This is a genomic window from Sphingobacterium spiritivorum ATCC 33861 (genome assembly GCF_000143765.1).
Taxonomy (GTDB): Bacteria; Bacteroidota; Bacteroidia; order Sphingobacteriales; family Sphingobacteriaceae; genus Sphingobacterium; species Sphingobacterium spiritivorum.
Map to the genome: position 1 here is coordinate 1089986 of NZ_GL379770.1, position 25374 is coordinate 1115359.

Sequence of the window (25374 nt, forward strand, 5' to 3'; positions counted from 1 at the left end):
TATGATACCATCACATAGAGAAATAGCTGAATCATTTTCGTCTCTTGATTTTGATCGCGTCCTTCCTCATTTGTCAGATTATGTCGAATGGCATATCAGCGAAAAGGAAGTGTTAAAAGGAAAAGCTGCTTTAGTAGCTTACAGTGAGGAGCTGAAGGCATCAGATACCACAGGTCAGGTTACTTTGGATATCATTAATGTTATTGAGGATGATAATAATGTCGTTATTCAGGCGAAAGTAGCTTTTGGTAATGAAGAAACGGGAGAGAAGGTAAGGCAGATCTGTACGGTTTATGACTTTGATGATCTGGACCACTTGCATGTAATCCGAACGTATACTCTCACAGAAAAATAGGGTGAAAAATCTTTAGCACGATTTCCTTCCCTAAAAAGGAGATCATGCTAAAGGTTTCTCCGAATGGCTTATCCTTCGAGTTCCATGATTTCTTCAGCCAGCTCTTCCCAGTTTTTTTGTAACTGGTTTAATAAGGCTTTTTCAGAATTGTATCTGCGGGTATGATCCTGAAGTTTGACAGCATCAGAATAGATTTCTTCTTTTGCTATTTCATTCTCTAAAAATCTGACCTCATTCTCTTTTTCAGAAATTTCCTGTTCAAGTGTTGCTAATTCTTTATTCTTTTTGCTGATAATTTTAAATTTATCTTCTGTAGGAGCAGGTTTCGCTTTTTTTGGTTGTTCTGCTACTACTTTCTTTTCAGGCTTTTTCTCTGCAGGATTCAGGATACGTTTGGCATTCCATTCTTCATATTCCTGATAAGTACCGGGATATTCTTTGATTTCCTTGTCTTCAATAAACCATATTTTATTGGCTACATGATCCAGGAAATAACGGTCGTGGGATACCACGATCAGTGTACCTTCATATTGTTGTAAGGCTTGTATCAGAATATTGACTGATTGCATATCCAGGTGATTGGTCGGCTCATCCAGTACAAGGAAATTGGCATCAGCAGTCAGAGCTTTGGCCAGTGCTACCCGCGACTTTTCTCCTCCAGAAAGCACTTTGATTTTTTTGAACGCATCATCACCTGAAAACAGGAAACATCCCAGTATGGAGCGCAGCTCAGTTTCGGTATGTTTCGGTGCAAAAGCCTGCATCTCTGCAATAATGGAGTTTTCCAGATGTAAAGCCTCTAATTGATGCTGTGCAAAGAATGTTTGTGAAACATTGTGACCTTTTGTGCTGGTTCCGGTATATTCATGATCTGCGTCGGCTACTATACGAAGCAGGGTCGATTTACCTTTACCATTGGCTCCGATAAGCGCAATTTTATCACCCTTTTCTATAAGTCCATCCGTGTTTTTCAGGATTTCCAGATTAGGGTACGATTTACTTATATTTTCAAGAGTGACCACGTGGCGTCCGGATGGTTTGGAAAATTTAAACTGAAAGTTGACTGTAGGATTGTCATCATCCACATCATCAATTTTTTCCATTCTATCCAATGCTTTAATACGGGACTGTGCCATCTTCGCTTTCGATGCTTTGGCTCTGAAGCGCTCGATGAGGCGTTCTTCCTGTTTGATTTTTGCCTGCTGGTTTTTGAATTGATTAGACTGAATCTCGCTGCGCAATGCTTTTTCTTCCAGATAGAAGCTGTAATTTCCGGCATAAAGGGTCAATTTTCCTTTACGGGATTCTACGGTTTTTTTGATAATACGATCCAGGAAGTACCTGTCGTGTGATACGATGACGATAGCGCCTTCAAATGCCTGCAGATAGTTTTCTAACCACTTGATGGAAGGTAAATCCATGTGGTTGGTAGGCTCATCTAATAAAAGAATATCAGGTGTTTGTAACAGGATTCTGGCCAGCATGACACGCATGCGCCATCCTCCGGAGAAAGTGGCTAAGGGTCTCTTCTGTTCATCCTCTGAAAATCCCAGACCCGCCAGTATCTCATGTGCGCGAAATTCGATGTTGTAACCGTCCAGTGCTTCGAATTCCATCTGCTTATCACTGAGTTTATTCAGGATCTCGTCTGAATAATCGGTTTCTAATTTTTGTAGAAGATTTTCTATTTCTGTATGAAGCTGGTTTTGGCGCTCGAAAGCCTCCATTGCCACATGTAAAATACTTTTATCAGAATGGTATGACAATAAATCCTGGTTTAAATAACCAATCTTTAAGTCTTTGGCCATAGAAATTGTACCTGAAGTCGGTGTGTACTGCCCGACGATAAGGCGTAATAAAGTTGATTTACCGGTACCATTGGCTCCGATCAGACCTACTTTATCGCCTGGTTTGATGTGCCAACTGGCCTCGTCGTACAATGCCCGGGAACCAATTTCAAATGTTAAGTTATTTATAGATATCATTTCAGGTGCAAAAATAGTGAAATTTATGCTTCTTTCTCTACCTTTGCAAAATGTACAAACTGATCAAACCATTTTTCTTCTCCATGAACCCTGAATCTGCTCATCACACTGTAACGGGAGGATTGCAGACGTTCACGAAAATATGGGGAGCCAAATCCTTATTGAAATCTATTTATACGGTAGAGGACAAGCGTCTGGAACGCGAAGTATTCGGATTGAAATTTAAAAATCCGGTCGGTCTGGCGGCAGGTTTTGACAAAAATGGCGAGTATATTGATGAAATGGTCAACTTTGGTTTCGGTTTTATAGAAATCGGTACCGTTACACCCAGACCTCAGCCCGGCAATGATAAGCCGCGTATGTTTCGATTGGTATCTGATAAAGCGCTTATAAACCGTATGGGCTTCAACAATCAGGGGGCAGATGTTGCTGCAGGCAGATTGAGGCACCTCAAACAACGCGGTAATATTATTATCGGCGGTAATATCGGTAAGAATAAGGTAACTCCGAATGAAGACGCTGTGCTGGATTATATTTACTGTTTCAAAGCTCTTTTTGACTATGTGGATTACTTTGTGGTGAATGTCAGTTCGCCGAATACACCCGGACTGCGTGATCTGCAGGAGAAGGAGCCGTTGATGAATATTCTGCGTCAGTTGATGGATATCAATAATAAAGATGGAGTTTCCAAACCTATCCTTCTGAAGATTGCTCCGGATCTTACGGATAGTCAGCTGGATGATATTGTGGAGATTGTACAGGAAACTAAAATTGCAGGTGTTATTGCCACAAATACTACTGTATCCAGAGATGGATTACAAAGTGACCCGAATCTGGTCAAAGAAACCGGAGGAGTGAGCGGAAAGCCACTGACAAACCGCTCTACGGTGGTGATCAGATACCTGGCTGATAAATCAAGCCGTTCCTTTCCGATAATAGGGGTGGGGGGCATACATTCGGCTCAGGACGCAATAGAGAAACTGGATGCCGGAGCCAGTCTGATACAGGTGTATACCGGATTTATTTATGAAGGACCGGGATTGATCTCTGATATCTGTAAGGGTATACTTAAAGCCGGTAAGTAAGAATATTTTCTTATACAGTTGGCGGCCTCGCCAACTGTATAAGATGAGGCCATTTTGGTATTGGCTAGATAACTTCTCTCCCGATAAATCGGGATCTCTCCTTGAAAAGGAAAGAAAGGGTAGAACTAAAAAAGCTGACTATAAACAAAAGAAGTCCCGAAAAATTCGGGACTTCTTTTGTTTATAGCAAACGTTGCTTAGTTTAAAGCATCGATTTTTGCCTGAACTTCTTTGCTTTTTGCTTCATCCTGAATGAAGTCATAGTAGCTTTTCAGATATTTCAATGAATCTACATTTTTAGGCTCTAGCTCTACCAGTTTCAACAAATAAGGTAAAGCTGGTTTTAATTTGTCCTTCGCAGCAGCTACAGCGGCGTTATATTCTGCCGGTTTCAGTGAACGGTCGTTGTTGGCTTTGTTGATATCCTCTCTGACCAGGTTCATGATCGTAACAGCAGCATTTGTATTTGCTTCAAAATAATTAGGATCTAATTCGATCGCTTTTTTGTACGCCTCCAATGCTTTGTCAGTCTCTTTTGTAGCACTACGTGCAATACCCAGATAGTAGTATAACGTTTTGTTTGTCGGATCTTTTGCCAGTTGGCTTTCGATATCTGTTACAATTTTCTGCTCATTTCCGGCAATCAGGTTAAGTTCGATATTCTGAACAGCAGCAGCGTTGTCTGTTGGATATTCTTTAGCTGCGATACTTGCATATTCTAATGCGCTTGCAGTATCCAAAGCAGAAAGATAAAGTTTAGGCAGGTCTACTAATACACTTTTGTGATTTGAAAAGTTCTTTTCAGGGATAAGCAATTTATATTTGTCAATTGCACTTTTGTAATCTTTATTCTGAATGGCAGCAAGACCTGAATAATACGTCAATGTTGTATCACCCGGAAGATATACCAACCCTTTGTCAAATGCTTTGTAAGCCGTCTGGAAATCTTGTTTTTCCCACGCTGCAACTCCCTGATTGAAGTTGTACTGGCCTAAGATCTGAGTGGCTACTTTAATGTTATCGGCATTTTTCTTATCTGTATCTAATTCAGTAGCTTTTTTGATTCCTTCTTCTGCTTTTTGTGCGTCTTCAGCAGAATTATTCATGGAGGCATAGTTTGCATTTACTAAAGCGTAGTATGTCCAGGTTTCTGCCAGATCTTTTGTTTTTTCATGAGCAATAGCTTCGTTTATCGCCTCAGAAGCTGTTTTTAAATTAGATTCTCCTAATTTAGCTTGTCCAGCACCTTTCAGTTCTTCAAATTTAGCAATTGCCGCTTTTGCTTTTTTTAAGTTTCCCGTTTGTGCAAAAACAAATGTTCCTGCAGATAACAGTACGGATAAAACTATTGTTCTTTTAATGTTCATGTTTAATTATTTGTAAGTTGGTTCAATAATAAATTGACACGATCCAATTGTGTCATATCATCAGCAGCTTCGTAATATAAAGCCAATGATTTTAATGCATTAATTGCATAAGGTTTTATTTCATTTGCTTTTAAAAGATAGTTCTGAGCATTATACTGAGCTTCATTATTATCTTTATTTGCTAAGAAATCCTTCAGATAAATCAATCCTAAACCCAGATTGGCTTCATAGTTATTTTTATCCAGACGGATTACTTTTTCATAATATTCCTTCGCTTTGGCGATATTGTTGATGGATTCATTTGCATATCCTGCCAAATAATTCATTTCAATATTTTCCGGCTCGTAAGATAATGCTTCATCGATTACCGGAACAATAGCATCATAGGATTTATTATTTGAATATACCTGAATCAATTCAAACAGTATTTCTTTACTTTTCGGAAATTGTTGTCTTCCCTGACTCAAAACGTCTAAAGTGGCCTGTTTCTTATCCTGAGTGGTATAAACATTTGCAAGCTGCAGGTAATCGTTTGGCGTTACTTTGTCAGACTGGAGGATTCCTTCATACAATTCAGCGGCTTTAGCGTAGTTTTTATTCTGCACCGCCAATACAGCCAGATTACTGGCTACAGCAGCATTATCAGCACTTAATTCATCTACACGTTCGTAATAGGAATATGCTTCTTTGTATTTTTTCTCATTAAGGGCTTTGTTCGCTTTGAAAATAAGCGCAGATACCAGATTCTGTTTTACATAGCTGATTTCTGTCCTGAATTCGTCATTTCCACCCTTTTTATCGATCAGTTTGAGTGATGCCTGTGCGATATCAATCGGGTCTGAAGGGTATTTTTGTTTGCGAAGAGAATCGGTTACGGCATATGAGCTATATACCAGGGCCCGTAATACATTATTTTTGACCTGCGAAGAATCTCTTTTACTGGCAAAAGCAGCATCTGCAAATTTGCGTGCATTATCCAGATTTTTGATATCTCCCGTTTTGGTATATAAGGCAAAACTGTTGTTGCCCTCCTTTATATTGGATTGAGCAACAACAGTTAAGCTGAATGAGGTAAATATTAATAAAGCTATTAAAACTTTCTTCATCATGATATTTTATTCTTCAGTGGTATCGATGTTTGTATTTTCACTGTCTTCTCCTTCTGTTTCGATATCTGTGATTTCTTCGTCTTCTTCTCTTTCTACTTTTGTGATAGAAGCGATCTCATCGTTATCTTTCAGATTGATCAGTCGAACACCCTGGGTAGCTCTTCCCATTACTCTTAAGTCTGCAACACCTATACGAATAACTATTCCTGATTTGTTGATAATCATCAGATCTTCGCTGTCGGTGACATCTTTAATGGCAACGAGTTCACCGGTTTTGTCTGTGACATTGATGGTTTTGACACCTTTACCACCACGGTTGGTTACCCTGTAATCTTCGATATCTGTACGTTTACCATATCCTTTTTCAGAAACGACAAGCACAGTTACTTCCGGATTATTAACACTAATCATGCCAACAACCTCGTCTTTTTCATGTGCAAGGGTGATTCCTCTTACCCCTGTAGCTGTTCTTCCCATAGGTCTTACGGTCGATTCGTTGAATCTGATCGCTCTTCCTGAACGCAGTGCCATTACTATTTCGCTGCTTCCGTCGGTCAGACATGCTTCGATCAGTTGGTCCCCTTCATTGATGTTGATGGCGTTGATACCGTTAGCACGAGGGCGGGAGTATGCTTCAAGAGATGTTTTCTTGATTGTACCTTTTTTGGTACACATAATGATGAAATTATTCTCTAAGTATTCCTGATCTTTCAGATTGATTACTTTGATATAGGCTTTGATTTTTTCATCTTTCGGAATGTTGATGATGTTTTGTAAAGCACGTCCTCTGGAAGTTCTGCTTCCTTCCGGTATCTCAAAGGCTCTCAGCCAGAAACAGCGTCCAGCTTCAGTAAAGAATAACATATAATTATGCGCTGAAGCGGTAATGATATGTTCTGTAAAGTCTTCTTCGCGTGTGTTTGTTCCGATAGAACCGCGACCACCGCGACCTTGTCTTTTGTATTCGGATAACGGAGTACGTTTTACATAACTGTTATGAGAGATAGTGATGACGATTTCTTCATCATCGATGAAGTCTTCCATGCGCATATCCTCTGCAGAATGCACAATGATAGAGCGGCGCTCATCACCATATTTATCTTTGATCTCTAAAAGTTCATCTTTGATGATTTTCATACGAAGACCCTCATCAGAAAGAACTTCTTTTAAGTATTCGATAGTCTTCATCAATTCATTGTATTCTTCTTTGATCTTATCGCGTTCCAGTCCTGTAAGACGACGTAATGTCATGTCCAGGATAGCACGTGCCTGAAGATCTGAAAGGGCAAAGCGCTCCATCAAACCTGTACGGGCATCTTCCGGAGTTTCGGAAGCACGTATCAATTTGATAACCTCATCGAGATGGTCTAATGCGATCAGGTATCCTTCCAGTATATGGGCGCGTTTCTCTGCTTCGGCAAGTTCAAATTTGGTTCTGCGAATCACGACCTCATGACGGTGTTCCACGAATTCGTGGATCATGTCTTTCAGGTTCATCATCATCGGTCTTCCTTTTACAAGAGCGATATTGTTTACTGAAAATGAAGTTTGTAGAGCAGTGTATTTATATAGATTATTTAATACAACGTTAGCATTTGCATCGCGTTTGATATCATACACGACACGGAAACCTTCTCTGTCTGATTCGTCTCTGATCTCAGAAATACCTTCAATTTTTTTCTCGTTGACCAGTTCGGCAGTCCGCTTGATCATATCAGCTTTATTCACCTGATAGGGGATCTCGGTAACAATGATACACTCACGTCCGGATTTCGTGGTTTCGATCTCCGCTTTGGCGCGCATTACTACGCGTCCGCGTCCTGTTTCGCAAGCTTCTTTGACACCGTTGTAACCATAGATAATACCTCCTGTAGGGAAGTCAGGGCCTTTGATGTACTGCATCAATTCGGATATCTCAATTTCCCGGTTGTCGATAAAGGCTACGGTTCCGTCTACAACCTCAGAAAGATTATGAGGAGCCATATTGGTGGCCATACCTACAGCAATACCGGAGGCACCGTTGACCAAAAGATTAGGAATACGGGTCGGAAGTACAGTTGGTTCTTCCAAAGAGTCGTCAAAGTTTAATTTGAAATCAACAGTATCCTTGTTGATGTCAGACAGCATTTCTTCAGCAAACTTTTTTAATCTTGCTTCAGTGTAACGCATCGCTGCGGGAGGGTCTCCGTCTATAGATCCGTAGTTACCTTGACCGTCTACTAATGGGTAGCGCATGCTCCAGTCCTGAGCCAGACGTACCATTGCATCGTATACAGAAGAGTCACCATGCGGGTGATACTTACCGAGAACGTCACCGACGATACGGGCAGATTTTTTGTAAGGCTTGCCACTGGTAACTCCCAGATCCAGCATGCCGTAAAGCACACGCCTATGAACAGGTTTAAGACCATCACGTGCATCAGGAAGTGCACGGGAAACAATTACTGACATCGAATAATCGATGTAAGCAGCTTTCATCTGGTCCTCAATATTAATAGGGATTATTCGGCCATTAGCCGATAAATTGTTTTCGTTTTCTGTTTCTTCAGCCATATTAAGTTGGGTTCGATAAAACTAATGCATTATCGTAGTTAAACTAATAACATACGCAGGCGAAGATACAAAAAAATACCTATTTTGAGAAGCTTTCAGGGCGTTAAATTTTAGGTTGACAGGCTTTAATTTTTGTATCAAAAGTTCTCTCCCAAACGGGGAAAATTTTTACATTCCAATCTCATTACCGATTTATCATTTGAGTACGGTTGTCAAATATTATTTTGCGGTATACAATACGAGATAATAGAGTTTTTTATTGTGTTTTTATCCTTGATATGAAAATATTTAAATTTCTCATTATAAATATTTTATAATTTTTTATTTTGTGGCGTCTATGAACAGATGCTTTATAAATTGAAGTATTTCCGCGAGCGTTCATGAAGACTGTTCTGCAATATCCGGAGGCATTGTCTAAGGGTCTACACAGAACCCGGAAATTGAAATTCCAGAATTACAATTTGATGGCAGATTTATTACTCCAAAGAAGTATTGCGAAGTCAGGTAATTTTATCTTATATTTTCTATACTTTTCACTTCGGCACTGTAGCCATTCAATGCATCTTTTTTTATAGCGACGACTATGTTGGCCAAGGATTGTTTTCCTGTGCGGCGAATGTACAGGATGATCTGATTTCCTTTGGTATTGATTTCTGTAATTACATCATGTGCAATAGCGTTAGCCATTAATTCTAAATAAGGGTATTCAGATTGATAGATATCGTTATTTACCAGTTTTAATAGTCCTTTGTAATTATCTCCGGAGTTTGTAAATAACAACGGGGTGTGCATATCACAGGAAACTGATGTATCTGATAGGGCATTATAATTTTCAAGACGTACAAAGCTGTATTGATCTTTTTCTATCTGAATCTCTTTAGGGGCTTCCTCAGAGGTGGCAGAATAGATATACTTTCCATTGATTATGGCTTGTTCGTCCTGTAATTGTATTCTGACATAAGAATATTTGTTACATATGCCTGTATCATTTTCTGTAAGTGGGTAGAACTGTTCGCTGATACCCGAAATTTTCACAAGTTTACCTTCGGCGCTGATAGTGTCAGTAGCCTGTAAGCTATCATTTAGTAAAGCAACCTGATCTCCGATAATAAATCCTTCTGTTTCCATGTTTCGATAACTGACAGGTAAACTTATAATGGAACTTTTTTCTGAAGAATCCTGTATAGAGATACTATAGCTTTTACTATTATTCTGACAGGAAGTAAAGCTAAAACATAAAATAAATATGGTTATTGTTGTTAAATTGTTTAGCATCTTGATCATATAAGTATATTATTGTCTTCAAAAAGTAAAAAAAGCAGTAAGAAAATTTGTTGTGATTCAACTGTTTTATGGGTTGTATGCAAAAAATATACCTTTTTTCACAAATAGTTCTGTTGTTATTTTATAAGATTTATCGCCTTCATTTATAAATTGTTGTTTTTTAGATAAATAAGTCTTTATATTTGTTGTATCCGTTCTTCTATTTAGTGAGTTTACTGTTGTTTAAGCTGGCTGTTGTAAATTAATGAAAATTTAAACTCCACTTTATAGTTACAAAACAATAGATACGTTAATTCGTTTTATGCATATAAAACTTTCACTCTTTTAAAAAAATTAGCTATGATTTTCAAACGTGTAAGTTACCAGATTTTGAGTGAATTAAAAGCCAAAGGTTTTAATTTATTAGTATCGGATCATACTACATCCGATAAAACCCCTATTTATTTTCCGCTAAAAGTTGAAAATGTTCAGAGTTATGTTTTGAAGCATTTTGATCGTGCAAGTGAAAAACTTGATCGTGCAAGCGAGAAACTCTGTAAAATCAAATTGATGCTGCTTATCGATGAAGTGCTCATGAAATATGATGAGGAGAGGGTTTGTGGAGTTATACAACTGGAATAAGTTAAACTATAGTTTTAATGTTAAAGCTAAATTTAATAAGCCGCATATAATATATTGCGTTTGAACGAATAAAGCGCAGGGTATTTTTTTGCGTGCAATGCGATTTTTTCTTTGTAAGCTCTTATAAAATCTTCTTTCATTTCAGGGTCTATTCTTTCGAGATATGGAATTAATGTAGATCCTGCAATAAACTGGTACAGATCATCCGGAGATTGTGCAATTATAGGATACACCTTCTGCATAACTTCTTGTTTCTTACTTCCACTCTCAAATAGCAACTGAGCATAATCATCTATACGGAGAACAGGAGATTCTTTTTTCCAATAATTCAGTGCTTTTGCGTAAGGTTCTTCCTGCGCTAACTCCAGTATCAATATATTCAAAATGTTGTCATTCTGGGCCGGAATCTGTATGGCTAGCTGCCCGCCCGGATTAATATGTCTTATAATAGCTGGGAGCAATGATTCGTGATCCGGAATCCATTGTAATACAGCATTGGAAAAGATGAGGTCCCATTTTTCATCTCTATCCAGTTGTTCCTTAATATCTCTCTTCAAAAATATGGTTTTTTCATTAGCAAAAGCTGATGTCTGCGTAAGCATTTCGGGCGAAGCATCTATACCGGTGACGATAGCATCTTCCAGATAATCGGATAGTTTACGGGTGAGTTCGCCGGTTCCGCATCCCAGATCTATGGCTTGGATACCTTTTTTCTTTTCAATAGGAGTGATCAGATCGTAGAACGGAGCGAAACGTTCTTTTTTGAATATAATATATTGTTCAGGGTTCCAGCGCATAACTTTTAATTTATGTTAATTTACTTTTTTGAATGCAAGGTCATGGAAGTCGTAGCTAAAGTCTGTAAGCGGGGAAATAGCATTCATTTTAAATCCCAACACCTTTTGCTGGTTTATGTCCAGATTTAAAAAAGCATCTGCATGGAAGTATCTGTTATTCCATTTGACGACATATTTCTGGTCTTTATAGAAGAAAAGCTCCCCTGTTAATTGCGGCGAACGTTTTGATGCGAACATAAGTTTGCCGTTTTCTTTGTAAATGTTGACTTCTCCCAGCCAGTTATCAACAAATTTACCCGTCAACATGTTTTCGTATGGATTGGAATTTTTGTTTTTTTCTATGGTTTTCCAGACCTCATCCGTTATTTTATCTGCTGAAGATGTACTTGCCGTTATACTGGATTGATAAGTATCTACCCAGTCTTTATGTGGCAATCCCAGATAAAAATCTTTGATAGTATTGGATATGGACATGAAAGCAGCTCCTTCCTGTTGATTGGTTAGTACTATTATTCCGAGTTGCAACTGCGGAAGCATGACAATCTGAGTGACGATACCCTCCAGTCCGCCGGTATGCGATACCTCGAGTTTGCCGGCTACATCTGTAAGTCTGAACCCTAATCCATAGGCTCTGAAAAGTGAATTGTAAGGAGGGGTTGTTGCTACGGGCATGAGTGTTTGCGGAGTACTGAGTTCGGCAAGCTGTTCTTTAGGGATCAGTTGTTTACCTTCATAATTGCCCTTGTTTAACTGAAAAAGTACCCATTTAGTAAGATCCTCTACATTGGAATAGATCCCTCCGGCGGCATCTACAGTCGTACCGCTGTATCTTTTAATCACCTGAAGCTTGCCGTCTATGGGCACATGCGGATCAATCGAGTTGTCTTTACTACTTAGCAAATGCCAGTTAGGTGCGGAGTGATCCATATGCAGAGGTGTCAGTATGTGTTGCTGTATATAGGATGCCCACGAAAATCCTGAAACCTTTTCAATGACTACACCTGCTATCACATACAATAAATTGTCATAATCGTATTTTGTCCGGAAATCAGACACTGGCTTCAGGTATTGCATATTCCGGATAATATCTTGCGGTGTAAAATCGTTTCCGTCCGGCCATATCATCAGATCTCCGGCGCCCATACCGAGTCCGCTTCTGTGTGTCAGTAAGTCACGGATTGTGAAATTCTCAGACGCATAATCGTTGTACAGTTTAAATTCAGGAATATAAGTGCGGACACGATCATCCCATTTGATTTTACCCTGGTCTATAAGCATAGCCAACGCAGTAGCTGTGAAAGCCTTGGAGTTGGATGCGATGCCGAAGTTGGTCAACGGATCGACAGCTTTTCCGGTGTTGATACTGGATACACCGTACCCTTTCTTGAGGATGACTTTTCCGTCTTTAACGATACCTACAGCTATACCCGGCACATTGAATGTTTTCCTCACATGCTCTACCAGTTCATCTACTTTGTTTTCTTCGATTTGCTGTCCATAAGTGGAGTGTAAGCAGCAAAGGCCAAAAATAATGGCCAGATATATTCTTTTCAGGTTTCCAGTGTATGTCTTATACATATGTCTGTACTTTATTCCGTTGTTATACTATAATTGAAGGATATTTTTAAGTGCAGGAATATCTTCTGCGATGTAAGTTGCTCCGGCCTGGTTCAACTCTTCCTGATCCCCAAAACCATATAAAACTCCTACAGAGTCCAGACCTGTGTTTTTAGCACCGATTATATCATGCTTTCGGTCTCCGATCATTAATGTTTCTGAAAGGTCCTGAATCTTATTTTCCTCAAGTACATATTCAATAACATGGGTTTTGGTTGGCCGGGAATCATCCAGCTCGCTACCGCCGACAAATTCGAAGTATTGATCTAAATGAAAATGATGGAGTATCTGTACTGCAAATACTGTAGGCTTGGAAGTCGCAAGGTAAAGTTTGTGACCTTTTGAACGGACAGATGCCAGGAGTTCCGGTATACCTTCAAACAGGATATTTTCAAAAATACCTTTATCCGCAAACCTTTCTCTGTATCTGGCGACACCTTCATCTGCCTTACGCTCATCAAAATGATAAATTTCCATTAAAGATTGTTTAAGTGGAGGACCAATGAGAGATTTCAGACTATTCAGATCCTTTGTTTCAATATCAAAGTGCTCAAGGGCATATGCAATTGATTTGGTAATGCCTTCAAAAGGATCCGTTAGGGTACCATCCAGGTCGAAAAGCAAATTGCGGTATTGTTTCATATATGTCAATATAACATAAAAGTGTGAATATATGATACGCAGATCAGTTAAATTTTAATAATGGAATTATCATCTAATTGTTTAGTTATAGTTGCAGGTCAGTATTACGTAATTATTATTCTGACAAAAATTGATCATCTTATTATAGGAGTATGTTGAAGAAAGGAGCAAAATTGTTTAGTTTAGCGGCACAAGTAAACATAAGTATGCAAGATTATTCTAAAAAAGGTAAATGGCCCATTGTTTTTATAGTAAAAGTTGTCGTATGGCTGGCATTGATCTTATCTTTTCCTATTCTTCAGGATGTGTATAAAAGGAGTACTTATCTTTCGCAGATTGCATATGCATTGAATACTTTTCTAACAGCAAGTGTCTTATTTTCGGTAGGACGCTTTGTAATGATTGCCCTGTACACGCGTAGGACTGAACGCCAGAGTGTGCGTGGTAATTTTGTGTTGGGTATCAACAGAGTCACTGCTGTATTGAATTCGATATTTGCCATTATTGCACTAATGCTTGCCTTTGGTATCAATCCTGTAGGATTCGTGACAAGCATGACTATCGTTGCGATGGCTATTGCTGTCACGTTCAGAGAGTATATTACCAATATGATCAGTGGTCTTATTCTTATGTTTTCTGATCAGTTTTCGATCGGAGACCGGATTAAGGTGGGGGAGTATCACGGAAAGATCGTGGATATTACGCTTGCAAATATTGTGGTCAAGAATGATGAAGATGATATTGTGCTGATTCCGAATAATGCTGCTTTTACAGAGAAAATCGTCAATAAGTCTGTCAACCAGTCGAATAAATTGTCTGTCAAATTTGAACTTCCCTTATATGCTGCTGCAAATATGGAAGAACTTGAAGAGAAGTTGAAAAAATTGCTTATGTATCATCCTGATGTACACTGGACAGATGATGTTGCGCTCAAAGTCGTCAATATCGGCAAAGACTATGTACAATATAAAATTGAATTCAATGCCTTGAACAGTACCAATAAACTGCACCGCCAATTGGAAAATGAAGTATTGACGCTTATCTTAAAGCAGCAACGGGAACCTTAGATTTTTCTGATTTTTACTTTTCGGACGAAGTGATGATTTCCTTTTTCAAGGATCAGATCTGCGCGGTTGCGCGTAGGGAGGATGTTTTCTACCAGGTTGGGTCTGTTAATTTCGTTCCAGATATCGGTGGCCATTTTGGTGCTTTCTTCCTGATCCATACTGGCATATCTGTGAAAAAATGATTTCGGATCCTGAAAGGCAGTGGCTCTTAGCGATTCAAACCGATCAATATACCACTCCATAATATCTTTTTCCCTGGCATCTACGTATATAGAGTAATCAAAAAAGTCGGATACAAAGACTCCTGTACGCTGTGAATTGACCTGTAAAACGTTGATGCCTTCTACAATCAGGATGTCGGGGCCGTCGATAACGATCTTTTCAGGAAGTACATCGTAAGCCAGGTGAGAATAGACCGGTACTTTGATATTGGATTCTCCGGATTTCATATCCGAAAGAAATGTCAGCAGACCTTTTGTATCATAACTTTCCGGAAATCCTTTTCTGTTCATAATCCCTCTTTCCTGTAGTATCTTGTTTGGGTACAGAAATCCATCTGTTGTAACCAGATCTACTTTAGGTTTGCCAGGTAGTAGCGAAAGTACTTTTTGCAGCACACGGGCTGTGGTGCTCTTACCTACGGCGACTGAACCTGCTATACCGATTATAAAGGGTAATTTTTTATTGTTAGCCTGAAAAAAACTGTTGGTATCGTGATGTAATATTTTGGAATGTTGAATGTGTATATCCAGCAGATGTGCCAGGGGAAAATATACTTCTTCAATTTCTTCCATTGTCAATGGCTCATTCAGCGCGCGTAAATGTTGAATATCGCTATCTGCGATGCTGTGTGAAAAGTGGCCGTTAAGCTGTTTCCATTCTTCACGGGAGAGCTGTTGAAAAGGACTATTGACTGAATTTGGATTTGACATCAGTATATATCGATACTTGTGAGGTGCAAATATAAAATGTTCTTTAAAATATTAATGTAAAATAATTAAAGCATATTGGAGTCGATCACAATCGGATTGGATAATATTTTGTGTACAGGACATCTGTCTGCAATAATTGCTAATCTTTTTTTCTGATCGTCATCGAGATTGCCTTCAAATGAAATATGGCACTTGATATAGGTGGTCTGCTGCTGCACACTTCTCTTCACTTCTGAAGAAAGACGTACGATTACTTTATCCAGTTCCCATTTTTTCTGGTCTGCATACATCCGGACTGTAATCACTTTACAGGAACCTAAGGATGACAGTAAAAGTTGAGTAGGAGCAAATCCTTTATCCTGTCCGCCGACTTCCGCTGGTTCATCGGCAATAAGGGTATGTATATTGTCTGTAATCGTTGTTGTGTATTTTTCCTGCTCTATTGTAACGGTGATCTCTCTGCTCATAGGGTCAATGTAACGTCTGTATCTGTACTCGTATTAATCTTTATCCTCCAGTAATCCTTCAATAATAAGTGCACCCGTGGCCGGATTGGTCGCTAAAGGTACATTGTAGAGGTCGCATATACGCATAAGCATTTGTATATCCGGTTCATGAGGATGTTTACCCAGCGGGTCTCTGAAAAATATAATACCGTTGACCAGACCTTCTGCTGCCATAGCTGCAATCTGTGCATCACCTCCTTTAGGCCCGCTTAGTTTGAGTTCTACCGGTAATCCGGTTTGCTGTACATAGGAGCCTGTTGTGCCTGTTGCGACAAGATGTGCGTGTCTCAGAGATTCAATATGGTCTTTGACAAAGGCTACCATTTCGGCTTTTTTTCCGTCGTGAGCAATCAGTGCTATTGTTTTTTTCATCTATATTTTAAAGTTAACCAAAGAAAATATATGCTATTATAATGGCCGCTATCAATCCTACAGCATCGGCAATCAGACCACAGGTCAGGGCGTGACGTGTATTTTTGATACCTACAGATCCGAAATAGACCGCCAGTACATAAAATGTGGTCTCCGAAGAACCTTGTATTACACTAGCTAATCTTCCCTGAAACGAATCAGCACCATATGTTGTCATTACATCAACCATTAGTCCTCTGGCTCCGCCACCACTAAGTGTTTTCATCAAACCTACAGGTAATGCGGGTACAAACCGGGTATCAAAACCCATTGCTGCAAAAGCAGAACCAATACCATTGACAATATAATCCATACAGCCCGTTGTACGGAATGCAGATATAGCTACGAGTATAGCAATCAGAAATGGAATAATCATTACGGAAGTCTGAAAGCCTTCTTTTGCGCCGTCTATAAAGGCATCATATACATTTATCTTTTTTGCTGCACCGTAAGCGATGAAGAGGACAATAATAGAAAAAATGAGTAAGCCTCCTATAAGGCCGGTGATCTTCTCAATTTGTTCAGGCGGCAGGCCGTTGAGACCGAAATAAAGAGCGGTCATCAGACCAGCAAAAATACCCAGAAAGATTAGTATAGGAAGTTTAAAGAGATTGATCTTCTGAAAGAAAGCAACGGATATCATCCCTGCAATAAAAGAAATAAAAGTACCGATCAGCGAAGGAATAAAGATATCGGCCGGATTGGCTGCTCCGTTGGCAAGACGAAGCGCTATAACAGAAGTCGGGATCAGCGCGATTCCGGCCGTATTAAGCACAAGAAACATAATCTGTGCATTGGTCGCTGTGTCTTTCTGCGGATTAAGTTCCTGCAGTTCTTTCATCGCTTTCAGCCCTACAGGAGTGGCTGCATTGTCCAGTCCCAACATATTGGCGGAGAAATTCATAATGATAGAACCGTTTGCCGGATGGTTTTTAGGTACTCCGGGAAATAATTTGCTAAAGAATGGATTTACGCCTTTTGCAAATAAGCTTATCATACCAGCCTTTTCACCTACCTTCATAATACCCAGCCAGAACGTCATCATACCTACAAGTCCAAGTGAAATTTCGGCTCCTGTCTTGGCACTGTCAAACATTCCGTTAATAACCTGAGAGAATATTTCGGTATCACCGAGGAAAAGTAATCTGCATAGCGCTACAATAAATGCAATGATAAAGAAGGCTATCCATACGTAGTTTAAGGCCATATTGTTTATTTGATAGCGTAAAAGTAGTGTTTTAGTCCTTATTCTTCAAAAAGTTCCAGGCAGATTTGCGATTTCTGGATTTTCTGTCGGCAATAAGATCTACTACAATGTCATCTATGAGGGCTTCATTCTCACTGATCATACGGTCTGCAAGTGACTCTAATTTTTGAATATTGCTTTTGGTTGCTGCATCCAGTGAAGATTCTACAGACAACAGGTTGTTGGGTTCTATCCGGATATAGTTTTGGGTACGCTGTACAGACCTGAAAAGCTGTCGAAGGAAATAATCAGTACTCTCTGAAGAGCTGCTGGTCATGATATCGACAAGTGCAGGTCCGATAGAAATAGCCCATTTTTTCTTGAAATCTTCATAATTGTAAGCATTCCGTGCTGCACCTGTACCCAGTGACAGAATGGATATGTCTGTTATTTTAAATGTATTGAAGTTTTTTAATACTTCAAGTAAGGCCGAAATTGACGGGTTTTGAGCAAACACACCACCGTCCAGAAGCGGATAACGAATATTGGCTAAAGAAAATATTTCAGCAACCGAGAAGTATGTGGGTGCTGCTGCGGTAGCCCGGCATACATCCCGGATATAAAAATCCCTTGATTCACCGTGGCTGATTGCTTTTTGTTGTCTGAAGAAATGATTTTTCCGGAGCTCGATATTGTAGGCTGTGATAATACAGGGCTTGATTAACTGGCTCAGCCTGATATCTCCAAAGTAATCCATGAGTACACATTCGAATATCTTTTCATCATAGAGTTCACTCAGGACTCCGAATTTGCTTAAAAATCTTCTCCAGCGTGTGGTGGAGAAAATCTGCGGTCCATGATCCAGATAAATATTGAGCGCTTCACGTGTTGTGAAACGGGGACGATTGGGATTATCTTCACTGGGACATAATAACAATGCCGTAAGAATACCTCCTGTACTGGTGCCGGCAAAAAAGTCGAAAAAATCCGATATATGTGCATTCGGATCATTGGTGGCTATTTTAAGTTTGTCTTCAAGATTGACCAGTAGAAGACCGGGTATAATACCACGGATTCCACCGCCATCTATAGAAAGTATTCTTTTCATTATATTTGGATTGTCAAAGTGAAAATATTCAATTTTATTGAAAAAAAAGTAATTCCTGGGTCACAAAGTAGGTGCTTTAAAAGTATTCTTGGTATTTCGGAAATATATCTTAGTTTCGGGTATGAAAGATCCGCTACAACTAAAGGAAAGGCTTGTAAAGCACATTAAAGAGACTACTGACAGACGACTGCTGGAAATTGATACAGCGCTGGTGCAGGCTCAGGAATCAGCTAATGATGATACAAAGAGTAGTGCAGGGGATAAGTATGAAACTTCGCGTGAGATGATTCAGCAGGATATTAACAGATTACAGCAGCAACGTGCGGAAGTGATTCGCGAACTGGATATTATCAATAAGATAGAACAGGAGGGAACGGAAGTTGGTAAATTGGGCGCACTGGTCGTGACAGACAGGTTTACCTATTTTGTGGCAACCAGTCTTGGACAACTTGTCATCGATGGGAATAAATATGCCGTTGTCTCTGCTCAATCACCAATAGGTAAACAATTGATTGGTAAGGAAAAAGGTCAGGATTTTGAATTTAATGGTATTCGGCAGACAATTAAAGGAATATATTAAGATCTTATTTTTTACAAACAAATTGAAATCAGAGTTGTTAGTATCATAGTCTTTTCGGTATGAATCCTGAATAAGATGTAAAAGTTGAATACAAAAAACTGTTAAATTAAAAAATTATGAATGTAAAAAGATTTATTCCCGTTTTATTCATGGCCGGACTTCTGACTATGAGTATGATTTCGTGTAAATCCAAGATCTCGGATGCGGATCTGAAAACGAAGGTTGAAACTGCTGTAAGCGGTAATCCGGATGTACTGGTGGATGTGAAAGATGGTGTTGTCACACTGTCCGGTACAGTGGCCACTGAACAAGAGAAAATCAGTCTGGAGACTGCTGCAAAATCTGCAGAAAAAGGTGTTAAATCTGTCGTCAATAACATTGTTGTAGAGGCTGCACCGGTATTGCCTACTCCTGTAGACGATACATTAGTCAAGAATGTTGCAGATGTCATGAAGGATTTTCCTGCTCTATCTGCAAATGTGAAAGATGGGGTTATTCAGGTGACAGGAACAATCGAACAGGCGCGCATCAAAACATTGAAACAAGCTTTGGATAATCTGAATCCTAAAAAGGTTGATCTTTCGGGATTATCGGTTAAATAATCATTTTAAAGAAGCATTAATATGGCATTACAAGATAAATACAGAGCATTATTAGATACGGCTCAGGCATCAGGGATAAATGATTTGCAATTTGCTGAACAGGACGGTGTACTTCGTATAGCAGGGACAGCTCCGACAGCGGAAGTGAAAAATAAACTGTGGGATATCTACGGGCAGATTGACCCTAATTTCCTGACAGGGGATGTAGTCATGAATGTAGATGTCGCTACGGAAGTACCGGGTAGCGAAGTACGTGTAATTACCGAAAACAGTAATCTGAATATTCGTAAAGGTCCCGGTACAGATCAGCCTATTGTAGGTAAAGCTGCAAAGGGAGAAATCATTACGCTGATCAGCAAGGCAAATGATCAGTGGTGGCTTGTGCGTACAAAGGATAATGAGGAAGGGTATTGCTATGCGCAGTATCTGGAGTCTGTGTAATTATTCTACATAGCATATAAAAAGCCGGATCATTGATCCGGCTTTTTTTGTGGTGTAGAGCTTGGTACTTATGAAAGTAGTCTTTAAAATGAGTTATAGCAGTTGGCGGGGACGCCAACTGACGCTGGGTGGTTGGTTTTCGATAGGTAAGTCTGTGTTTGCTGATGTCCTCACCAGCAAAATCAGATCAGTTCTGTCTTTAAACTTTTACTTAAATGTTAAATAGACATTCCAAATCTGTTAACTTTAATTATTTTTGATTATCCAATCGTGATGATATGAAAAAATTACTGAGCGTTTTATGCTTTATGCTGGCTTTGTCGGCATTTGCGCAGGAATTATATATTCCCCGAAATATTAAACTGGCTTATGAGCGTGGTACACGGAGTCTGTCCGGAGCTCCGGGACCTGCCTACTGGCAAAATAAAGGAGTATATGATGTGCAGGTAAAAGTGGATGCGAATACAAAGATGGTCAGTGGTACGGAGACTATTGTATATACTAATAACAGTCCGGATACATTGAGACAAGTAGCGATTCGCTTTGATAATAATGTACACAAGCCTAATTCGCCCAGAGCTGCATATGCTGAAACTGATTTTCTAACTTCCGGATTGAAAATTCATTCGTTTGCAATGAATGGCAATCAATATGAAGTGGATGCTCAGGATTGGGGAACTGTCACCTTAGGGGCCTTCGAAGATGCTATATTGCCCAAGGGAAAGGCAACTTTCACTATTTCCTGGGAATATCCGTTATCTGTGCAGAGTGACAGGGAAGGGCAGATTGATCCGGAGACATTTTATGTGGCTTATTCTTATCCGAGAATAGCGGTCTATGACGATTATAACGGATGGGATATGCTGGCACACAACGGAAGACAGGAGTTTTATAATGACTTTAATGATTATACGTTTACCATTGCTGCTCCTAAAAATTATGTGGTATGGGCTACCGGTACATTTCTGAATCCGGAAGAGGTACTGATGCCTGAATTTTTGAAGCGATTCAAACAGTCATTAAGCAGTGATACACGTATGCATATTGCGAATGAGCAGGAAATGAAATCGGGTAATGTAACTCAACCTAAAGAATGGAACGTATGGAAATTTAAGGCTGATCATCTAACGGATTTTTGCTTTGCAATGAGCAATCACTATGTATGGGATGCTGCAAGTGTTCAGCTGCCTTCTAAGCGGGTCAGTGTACAGGCTGCGTATAAATCAGGCACAAAGGATTTTGAGCAATATGTAGGGTGGGAACAATATTGTATTGACTGGTTTTCCAGGCACTGGCCTGGAGTAGAGTACCCATACACAACGATGACTGCAGTACAGGGATTTGCGGATATGGAGTATCCGATGATGATCAATGATTCGAGTGTACCGGATAATCTGCTGGATGCGCGTCAGACGGTGGACCACGAGATTGCACATACGTACTTTCCATTTTATATGGGTACAAACGAAGCGCGCTATGCGTTTATGGATGAGGGTTGGGCTACAGCTTTTGAATACCTGATCGGACTTGATGAGAACGGTGAAGCTACAACGAAGAAGATGTTTCAGGATTTCAGGGTTAAAGGCTGGATCTCGGATCCTTCTGCTGAGCAGGATCAGCCTTTGATCTCCATGAGCTCACAGCTTAGCGGTGCCGGATACGGTAATAACTCTTACATCAAATCGGCTCTTTCATATCTTGCTCTTAAAGATTATCTGGGTGATGCTTTATTTAAAAAAGCGTTACACCATTATATGAATAACTGGAATGGTAAGCATCCGATTCCCTGGGATTATTTTTATTCTATGAATACCGGGTCTGGAAAAAACCTGAACTGGTTCTGGCAGAACTGGTTCTTCAGCAATAATTATATTGATCTGAAAATAAACACTGTTAAGTCTGTACCGGGTATTATAGAGGTGGTAGTAGACAATATCGGAGGTTTTGCAATTCCGTTTGATATGCATATTACTTTTGCGGATGGAAAATCAGCTACAATACATTACACCCCTCAGGTATGGGAGAAAAATTCAAAACAAACAACTTTGCGTATTCCTGCCAAACAGTCCTTGAAAAAAATAGAGCTGGATGGCGGTATTTTTATGGATTATACACCTAATGATAATGTAAAAGCACTTTAACGAGGATTTGTCTACAAAGGAAAAAGGATCTGCAAGCAATTGCAGATCCTTTTTCCTTTGTTAAACATATTCTAATATTGGCGGAAATTCTAATTAAACATGTGTGTTCAGACATGCTTTGTTTATTAGCTATTCTGCATGTTTATAGAGTGTTGTGATGTAAAAACGCAAAAAATAATTTTTATTTAATCTAAATTACATATATTTGCGCATTGTTAAGATTCAATCTAAATAAAGTTGCGCCTCCTTATACTCACATTTTTATCTATCCTGCTTGCATTTAATGGATATAGTCAAACCTACTTCATTGGTAGAGTGGTTGATGAAGAGCGTAAACCATTACAGTTTGCGTCAGTAACGAACCTTCGTACGCAACTGGTTTCTTTTACAAATGATCGTGGTGAGTTTAGAATAAAATTAGAAAATAATCAAGACTCTATCCGTATTAAAGTAGTTTTTGTAGGAAAGCAAACCGTGACATTAGGTTTTAAACCCAATGATGCCGCTCAATCACAAATTATTATTCTCAAGGAATTATCCCTGAAATTAGATGAAGTAGATGTAATTCCGAGTTATAAACGGGATGGAGGATCTAATTCTGCTATAACAATTGACAGACAGGCTATCGATCAATTACAGGCTTTCAGTTTGGTTGACGTTATGAATTCTCTTCCCGGAAAGAAATCAACAGCTTTGGATCTTAATACGTTGAAAACACTTACTTTCAGAGGGGGCATGGGCGGTAATAGCTCAATTCGTGACTTTAATAATTCGTTGGGTATAGCCATTATTATGGATGGGGCTCGTCTATCCAATGATGCTAATATGCAAAGTAGAGGTGTTTCCAGAAATGGAATGGCAAGAACAACTATTACAACCAATTCCTATAGAGATAGTTACTGGGGTAATCAGGGAAGTAAAAGTTATGACACTCCTTATCAAGGAATTGATCTTCGTGATATTCCTGTGAATAATATTGAAAAAATTGAAGTAATTCAGGGGGTCGCGCCTGCTCAATATGGCGAGGTTACAGACGGTGCTGTTATTATTGACAGACAGGCCGGTAAAAGTCCTTATCTCATCAACTTTAACATAAATGGAGGATCTACCTCATCGGGAATAAATAAAGGGTTTCAGTTGCCTAATAATTTGGGAGCTATAAATATAAGTGCCAACTGGACACATAGCAATGCCGACCCCAAAGATAAGGTAAAAACATTTGGTCGTTTCTCTCAGAGTATGACCTGGACTAAGCAATTTAAAGATATTAAAAATACACTTTCTGTAGATTATGGTAGTCGTAATGATGAAAAGAAGCAGGATCCTGACGATGATACGGAAAGAACTTCGAAGTTTAAAAATTCAAATCTGGGGATCAGTAACAGACTAAGCTACAATTTAAACTCTACCTGGATCAGGAATCTTCAATTTAATACAAATCTAGCAGTAGGTAATCAGGAGTCTTCATCTCAGTATATTGTCAACAGAGGATTAACTGCAATTGCTGATTTGGATACTTCTGGTATCTATGAAGGTAAGTTTATCAATGGAAGTTATATGGCAGATGAGATTATTATCGGGAAGCCATTGACAATCGGATCTTCTCTTTCTGCAGCCAGTATATTTCATGCAGGCGAGGTGGTGCATTCGTTGAGTTATGGTATGAATTTTAACTTGTCTAATAATGGAGGGAGAGGCGTTATTTCAGATCCTGAACGTCCACGACTTGTTGGTACAAACAATCAAAATCTGAGACCTTATTCTTTCGAATCTTTGCCTAAAGCTGTAAATTATGGTTTTTATATACAGGATCAATTTAAGGTGAAGATCGATGATCGCGAATTGTCCAATAATATCGGCTTGCGTTATGATATTCAGAATGGTTTCGGCACAATTCAGCCACGTATCAATTCCAGATTGAAATGGAATAAGAGTCTGAGTTTTACCGGAGCTTTGGGTTTAGGATCAAAAGCCCCAACATTGGCTCACTTATATCCCGGACCAGCTTATATTGATTATGACCTCATAAAAGCTACTACAGGTGGTACGGATCCCTCATTATATTTGTTGTTTACAGATAAGTTTACACCCGATAACAGTCATCTCAAGCCGTCTAAATCTCTTCAGATTGAGTTAGGTGCTGAATATGAGCATTCCTTATTTCATACATCAATATACGCTTACTACAAGAATAACTGGGATATTTTCACTACACAACAGACACTCAGAAGATATGAACTTCCGGAATATGATGTTTGGTTAAATGCGCAGACCCAAAAATTTGAATATACACCGAATGGTAAGTATAGATTTGAAGGTGGATTTATAGACTTTAATATGGTTAACGGTTCTGCTTCTCAAAGCTATGGATTTGACTGGTCGGTATTTACCCGGAAAATACCTTATATTAATACCTCTTTTTCTTTATTGACGTCTTTGGTTTACAATACATTTGCTGCAAATTCAAATGCAAGTGTAAATCCTCCCAATAAGATACTTATATCAAATGATGACTATATCAAAACGGTATATTATGAACCCGATAAAAGTTCTAATTTACTTTTTATGACTAAGGTCAATACGGTTACGCATCTACCCAGTATTGGATTTGTTCTGAATTTCAATATTGATCTTAATTGGTTAGATAACAATCGTACCATCAGTAATACTTCTCCTATCGCTTATCTGGATGATAAGATCAGATACGTAGCATTGAGTGGTTCTGAGTCTCTGGATGTACCATTTGCTCAACTAAACAGATTGTCGAAAGAAACGAAAGTAAAAAATATTCCTATGCCGTATGCCAATATTAGTTTGGGCGTAGAGAAAGAAATACGTAAAAATTTCAGAATAAACCTGAGAGGGTATAATGTCTTTGATTTCAGACCGTATAAAGTATATTATTTAGATAGCGGATTAGAAGAAATCTTCAATCCAAATGGAAAACCAAGTTTAACAATAGGAACAACACTTAAATTTTAAAAA

General features: G+C 39.1%; 22 protein-coding genes. 9 read left to right on the top strand and 13 right to left on the bottom strand.

Translation table 11 applies throughout. The annotated features are described in order from the left end of the window. Window position 1 precedes the first annotated feature (1 nt). Window positions 2-355: a nuclear transport factor 2 family protein gene (locus HMPREF0766_RS04710; protein ID WP_002994189.1), complete on the top strand. Its 354-nt coding sequence runs from the start codon at window positions 2-4 to the stop codon at window positions 353-355. A 68-nt stretch (window positions 356-423) separates the two neighbouring features. Here the strand turns inward: HMPREF0766_RS04710 and HMPREF0766_RS04715 are convergent, their stop codons facing one another. Beyond that, window positions 424-2340, bottom strand: a complete 1917-nt coding sequence (locus HMPREF0766_RS04715; protein ID WP_002994193.1) for an ABC-F family ATP-binding cassette domain-containing protein — start codon at window positions 2338-2340, stop codon at window positions 424-426. Between the two features lie 50 nt (window positions 2341-2390). Here HMPREF0766_RS04715 and HMPREF0766_RS04720 point away from each other — a divergent pair, with 50 nt between their 5' ends. After that, entirely contained in the window at window positions 2391-3425 is a 1035-nt protein-coding gene (locus tag HMPREF0766_RS04720) for a quinone-dependent dihydroorotate dehydrogenase (RefSeq protein ID WP_002994196.1), read from the top strand. A gap of 197 nt (window positions 3426-3622) precedes the next feature. On the opposite strand, the gene HMPREF0766_RS04725 is transcribed toward HMPREF0766_RS04720, so the two are convergent. The 4 genes from HMPREF0766_RS04725 to HMPREF0766_RS04740 all read right to left on the bottom strand — a co-directional run bounded on the left by HMPREF0766_RS04725 (window position 3623) and on the right by HMPREF0766_RS04740 (window position 9582). Next, window positions 3623-4792: a tetratricopeptide repeat protein gene (locus HMPREF0766_RS04725; protein ID WP_002994199.1), complete on the bottom strand. Its 1170-nt coding sequence runs from the start codon at window positions 4790-4792 to the stop codon at window positions 3623-3625. A gap of 2 nt (window positions 4793-4794) precedes the next feature. Further along, window positions 4795-5901: a tetratricopeptide repeat protein gene (locus HMPREF0766_RS04730; protein ID WP_002994201.1), complete on the bottom strand. Its 1107-nt coding sequence runs from the start codon at window positions 5899-5901 to the stop codon at window positions 4795-4797. Between the two features lie 6 nt (window positions 5902-5907). After that, entirely contained in the window at window positions 5908-8454 is a 2547-nt protein-coding gene (gyrA, locus tag HMPREF0766_RS04735; RefSeq protein ID WP_002994203.1) for a DNA gyrase subunit A, read from the bottom strand. A 510-nt stretch (window positions 8455-8964) separates the two neighbouring features. Beyond that, window positions 8965-9582, bottom strand: coding sequence for a hypothetical protein (locus HMPREF0766_RS04740; protein WP_002994205.1), 618 nt, complete (start codon window positions 9580-9582; stop codon window positions 8965-8967). 495 nt (window positions 9583-10077) lie between these two features. Here HMPREF0766_RS04740 and HMPREF0766_RS04745 point away from each other — a divergent pair, with 495 nt between their 5' ends. After that, a complete protein-coding gene (locus HMPREF0766_RS04745; RefSeq protein WP_002994208.1) occupies window positions 10078-10359 on the top strand; it encodes a hypothetical protein in 282 nt (93 codons plus the stop codon). A gap of 32 nt (window positions 10360-10391) precedes the next feature. Here HMPREF0766_RS04745 and HMPREF0766_RS04750 read toward each other — a convergent pair whose 3' ends face one another. From HMPREF0766_RS04750 to HMPREF0766_RS04760, 3 genes are read right to left on the bottom strand one after another with little or no spacing between them, the layout of a single operon-like run. Then, window positions 10392-11156 (bottom strand): methyltransferase domain-containing protein, encoded by a 765-nt coding sequence (locus HMPREF0766_RS04750; protein WP_002994210.1) that lies wholly within the window; start codon window positions 11154-11156, stop codon window positions 10392-10394. 15 nt (window positions 11157-11171) lie between these two features. Next, the gene (locus HMPREF0766_RS04755; RefSeq protein ID WP_002994212.1) at window positions 11172-12734 is read right to left on the bottom strand and encodes a serine hydrolase; all 1563 of its coding nucleotides are present in this window, start codon (window positions 12732-12734) and stop codon (window positions 11172-11174) included. A 27-nt stretch (window positions 12735-12761) separates the two neighbouring features. Then, entirely contained in the window at window positions 12762-13415 is a 654-nt protein-coding gene (locus HMPREF0766_RS04760; protein ID WP_002994214.1) for an HAD family hydrolase, read from the bottom strand. A 206-nt stretch (window positions 13416-13621) separates the two neighbouring features. On the opposite strand from HMPREF0766_RS04760, the gene HMPREF0766_RS04765 reads away from it, so the two are divergent. Then, complete coding sequence (locus HMPREF0766_RS04765; protein ID WP_037459931.1) at window positions 13622-14482, top strand: mechanosensitive ion channel family protein; 861 nt, start codon at window positions 13622-13624, stop codon at window positions 14480-14482. Here HMPREF0766_RS04765 and coaA read toward each other — a convergent pair. From coaA to HMPREF0766_RS04790, 5 genes are all read right to left on the bottom strand, one after another. Continuing rightward, on the bottom strand, window positions 14479-15414 hold the full coding sequence (gene coaA, locus HMPREF0766_RS04770) for a type I pantothenate kinase (RefSeq protein ID WP_002994219.1): 936 nt from the start codon (window positions 15412-15414) through the stop codon (window positions 14479-14481). The two genes, HMPREF0766_RS04765 and coaA, sit on opposite strands and share 4 nt — an antisense overlap. 65 nt (window positions 15415-15479) lie before the next feature. Further along, entirely contained in the window at window positions 15480-15881 is a 402-nt protein-coding gene (locus HMPREF0766_RS04775) for an OsmC family protein (protein WP_002994221.1), read from the bottom strand. Between the two features lie 33 nt (window positions 15882-15914). Continuing rightward, window positions 15915-16292, bottom strand: a complete 378-nt coding sequence (locus tag HMPREF0766_RS04780) for a methylglyoxal synthase (protein ID WP_002994224.1) — start codon at window positions 16290-16292, stop codon at window positions 15915-15917. Between the two features lie 13 nt (window positions 16293-16305). After that, entirely contained in the window at window positions 16306-17538 is a 1233-nt protein-coding gene (locus HMPREF0766_RS04785) for a nucleoside recognition domain-containing protein (RefSeq protein ID WP_002994226.1), read from the bottom strand. Between the two features lie 31 nt (window positions 17539-17569). Beyond that, window positions 17570-18625 (bottom strand): patatin-like phospholipase family protein, encoded by a 1056-nt coding sequence (locus tag HMPREF0766_RS04790; RefSeq protein ID WP_002994228.1) that lies wholly within the window; start codon window positions 18623-18625, stop codon window positions 17570-17572. 121 nt (window positions 18626-18746) lie between these two features. Between HMPREF0766_RS04790 and HMPREF0766_RS04795 the strand changes: the two genes are divergently transcribed. From HMPREF0766_RS04795 to HMPREF0766_RS04815, 5 genes are all read left to right on the top strand, one after another. Further along, window positions 18747-19205 carry a GreA/GreB family elongation factor gene (locus HMPREF0766_RS04795; protein WP_002994230.1) on the top strand — a complete coding sequence of 153 codons (459 nt, stop codon included), beginning with the start codon at window positions 18747-18749 and terminating at the stop codon, window positions 19203-19205. Between the two features lie 116 nt (window positions 19206-19321). Next, window positions 19322-19807 (top strand): BON domain-containing protein, encoded by a 486-nt coding sequence (locus HMPREF0766_RS04800; RefSeq protein WP_002994232.1) that lies wholly within the window; start codon window positions 19322-19324, stop codon window positions 19805-19807. Between the two features lie 21 nt (window positions 19808-19828). After that, window positions 19829-20248: an SH3 domain-containing protein gene (locus HMPREF0766_RS04805; protein WP_002994233.1), complete on the top strand. Its 420-nt coding sequence runs from the start codon at window positions 19829-19831 to the stop codon at window positions 20246-20248. Window positions 20249-20526: 278 nt separating this feature from the next. Next, window positions 20527-22389 (top strand): M1 family metallopeptidase, encoded by a 1863-nt coding sequence (locus tag HMPREF0766_RS04810; protein WP_002994235.1) that lies wholly within the window; start codon window positions 20527-20529, stop codon window positions 22387-22389. A gap of 237 nt (window positions 22390-22626) precedes the next feature. Then, window positions 22627-25371: a TonB-dependent receptor gene (locus HMPREF0766_RS04815; protein ID WP_037459588.1), complete on the top strand. Its 2745-nt coding sequence runs from the start codon at window positions 22627-22629 to the stop codon at window positions 25369-25371. The last annotated feature ends 3 nt before the right edge of the window (window positions 25372-25374 follow it).

What these genes read in the sequence shown, in the direction of transcription:
- HMPREF0766_RS04710 (WP_002994189.1), top strand. Translation starts at nt 2, where the DNA reads ATGATACCATCACATAGAGAAATAGCTGAATCATTTTCGTCTCTTGAT.
- HMPREF0766_RS04715 (WP_002994193.1), bottom strand. Translation starts at nt 2,340, where the DNA reads ATGATATCTATAAATAACTTAACATTTGAAATTGGTTCCCGGGCATTG.
- HMPREF0766_RS04720 (WP_002994196.1), top strand. Translation starts at nt 2,391, where the DNA reads ATGTACAAACTGATCAAACCATTTTTCTTCTCCATGAACCCTGAATCT.
- HMPREF0766_RS04725 (WP_002994199.1), bottom strand. Translation starts at nt 4,792, where the DNA reads ATGAACATTAAAAGAACAATAGTTTTATCCGTACTGTTATCTGCAGGA.
- HMPREF0766_RS04730 (WP_002994201.1), bottom strand. Translation starts at nt 5,901, where the DNA reads ATGATGAAGAAAGTTTTAATAGCTTTATTAATATTTACCTCATTCAGC.
- gyrA (WP_002994203.1), bottom strand. Translation starts at nt 8,454, where the DNA reads ATGGCTGAAGAAACAGAAAACGAAAACAATTTATCGGCTAATGGCCGA.
- HMPREF0766_RS04740 (WP_002994205.1), bottom strand. Translation starts at nt 9,582, where the DNA reads ATGGAAACAGAAGGATTTATTATCGGAGATCAGGTTGCTTTACTAAAT.
- HMPREF0766_RS04745 (WP_002994208.1), top strand. Translation starts at nt 10,078, where the DNA reads ATGATTTTCAAACGTGTAAGTTACCAGATTTTGAGTGAATTAAAAGCC.
- HMPREF0766_RS04750 (WP_002994210.1), bottom strand. Translation starts at nt 11,156, where the DNA reads ATGCGCTGGAACCCTGAACAATATATTATATTCAAAAAAGAACGTTTC.
- HMPREF0766_RS04755 (WP_002994212.1), bottom strand. Translation starts at nt 12,734, where the DNA reads ATGTATAAGACATACACTGGAAACCTGAAAAGAATATATCTGGCCATT.
- HMPREF0766_RS04760 (WP_002994214.1), bottom strand. Translation starts at nt 13,415, where the DNA reads ATGAAACAATACCGCAATTTGCTTTTCGACCTGGATGGTACCCTAACG.
- HMPREF0766_RS04765 (WP_037459931.1), top strand. Translation starts at nt 13,622, where the DNA reads ATGCAAGATTATTCTAAAAAAGGTAAATGGCCCATTGTTTTTATAGTA.
- coaA (WP_002994219.1), bottom strand. Translation starts at nt 15,414, where the DNA reads ATGTCAAATCCAAATTCAGTCAATAGTCCTTTTCAACAGCTCTCCCGT.
- HMPREF0766_RS04775 (WP_002994221.1), bottom strand. Translation starts at nt 15,881, where the DNA reads ATGAGCAGAGAGATCACCGTTACAATAGAGCAGGAAAAATACACAACA.
- HMPREF0766_RS04780 (WP_002994224.1), bottom strand. Translation starts at nt 16,292, where the DNA reads ATGAAAAAAACAATAGCACTGATTGCTCACGACGGAAAAAAAGCCGAA.
- HMPREF0766_RS04785 (WP_002994226.1), bottom strand. Translation starts at nt 17,538, where the DNA reads ATGGCCTTAAACTACGTATGGATAGCCTTCTTTATCATTGCATTTATT.
- HMPREF0766_RS04790 (WP_002994228.1), bottom strand. Translation starts at nt 18,625, where the DNA reads ATGAAAAGAATACTTTCTATAGATGGCGGTGGAATCCGTGGTATTATA.
- HMPREF0766_RS04795 (WP_002994230.1), top strand. Translation starts at nt 18,747, where the DNA reads ATGAAAGATCCGCTACAACTAAAGGAAAGGCTTGTAAAGCACATTAAA.
- HMPREF0766_RS04800 (WP_002994232.1), top strand. Translation starts at nt 19,322, where the DNA reads ATGAATGTAAAAAGATTTATTCCCGTTTTATTCATGGCCGGACTTCTG.
- HMPREF0766_RS04805 (WP_002994233.1), top strand. Translation starts at nt 19,829, where the DNA reads ATGGCATTACAAGATAAATACAGAGCATTATTAGATACGGCTCAGGCA.
- HMPREF0766_RS04810 (WP_002994235.1), top strand. Translation starts at nt 20,527, where the DNA reads ATGAAAAAATTACTGAGCGTTTTATGCTTTATGCTGGCTTTGTCGGCA.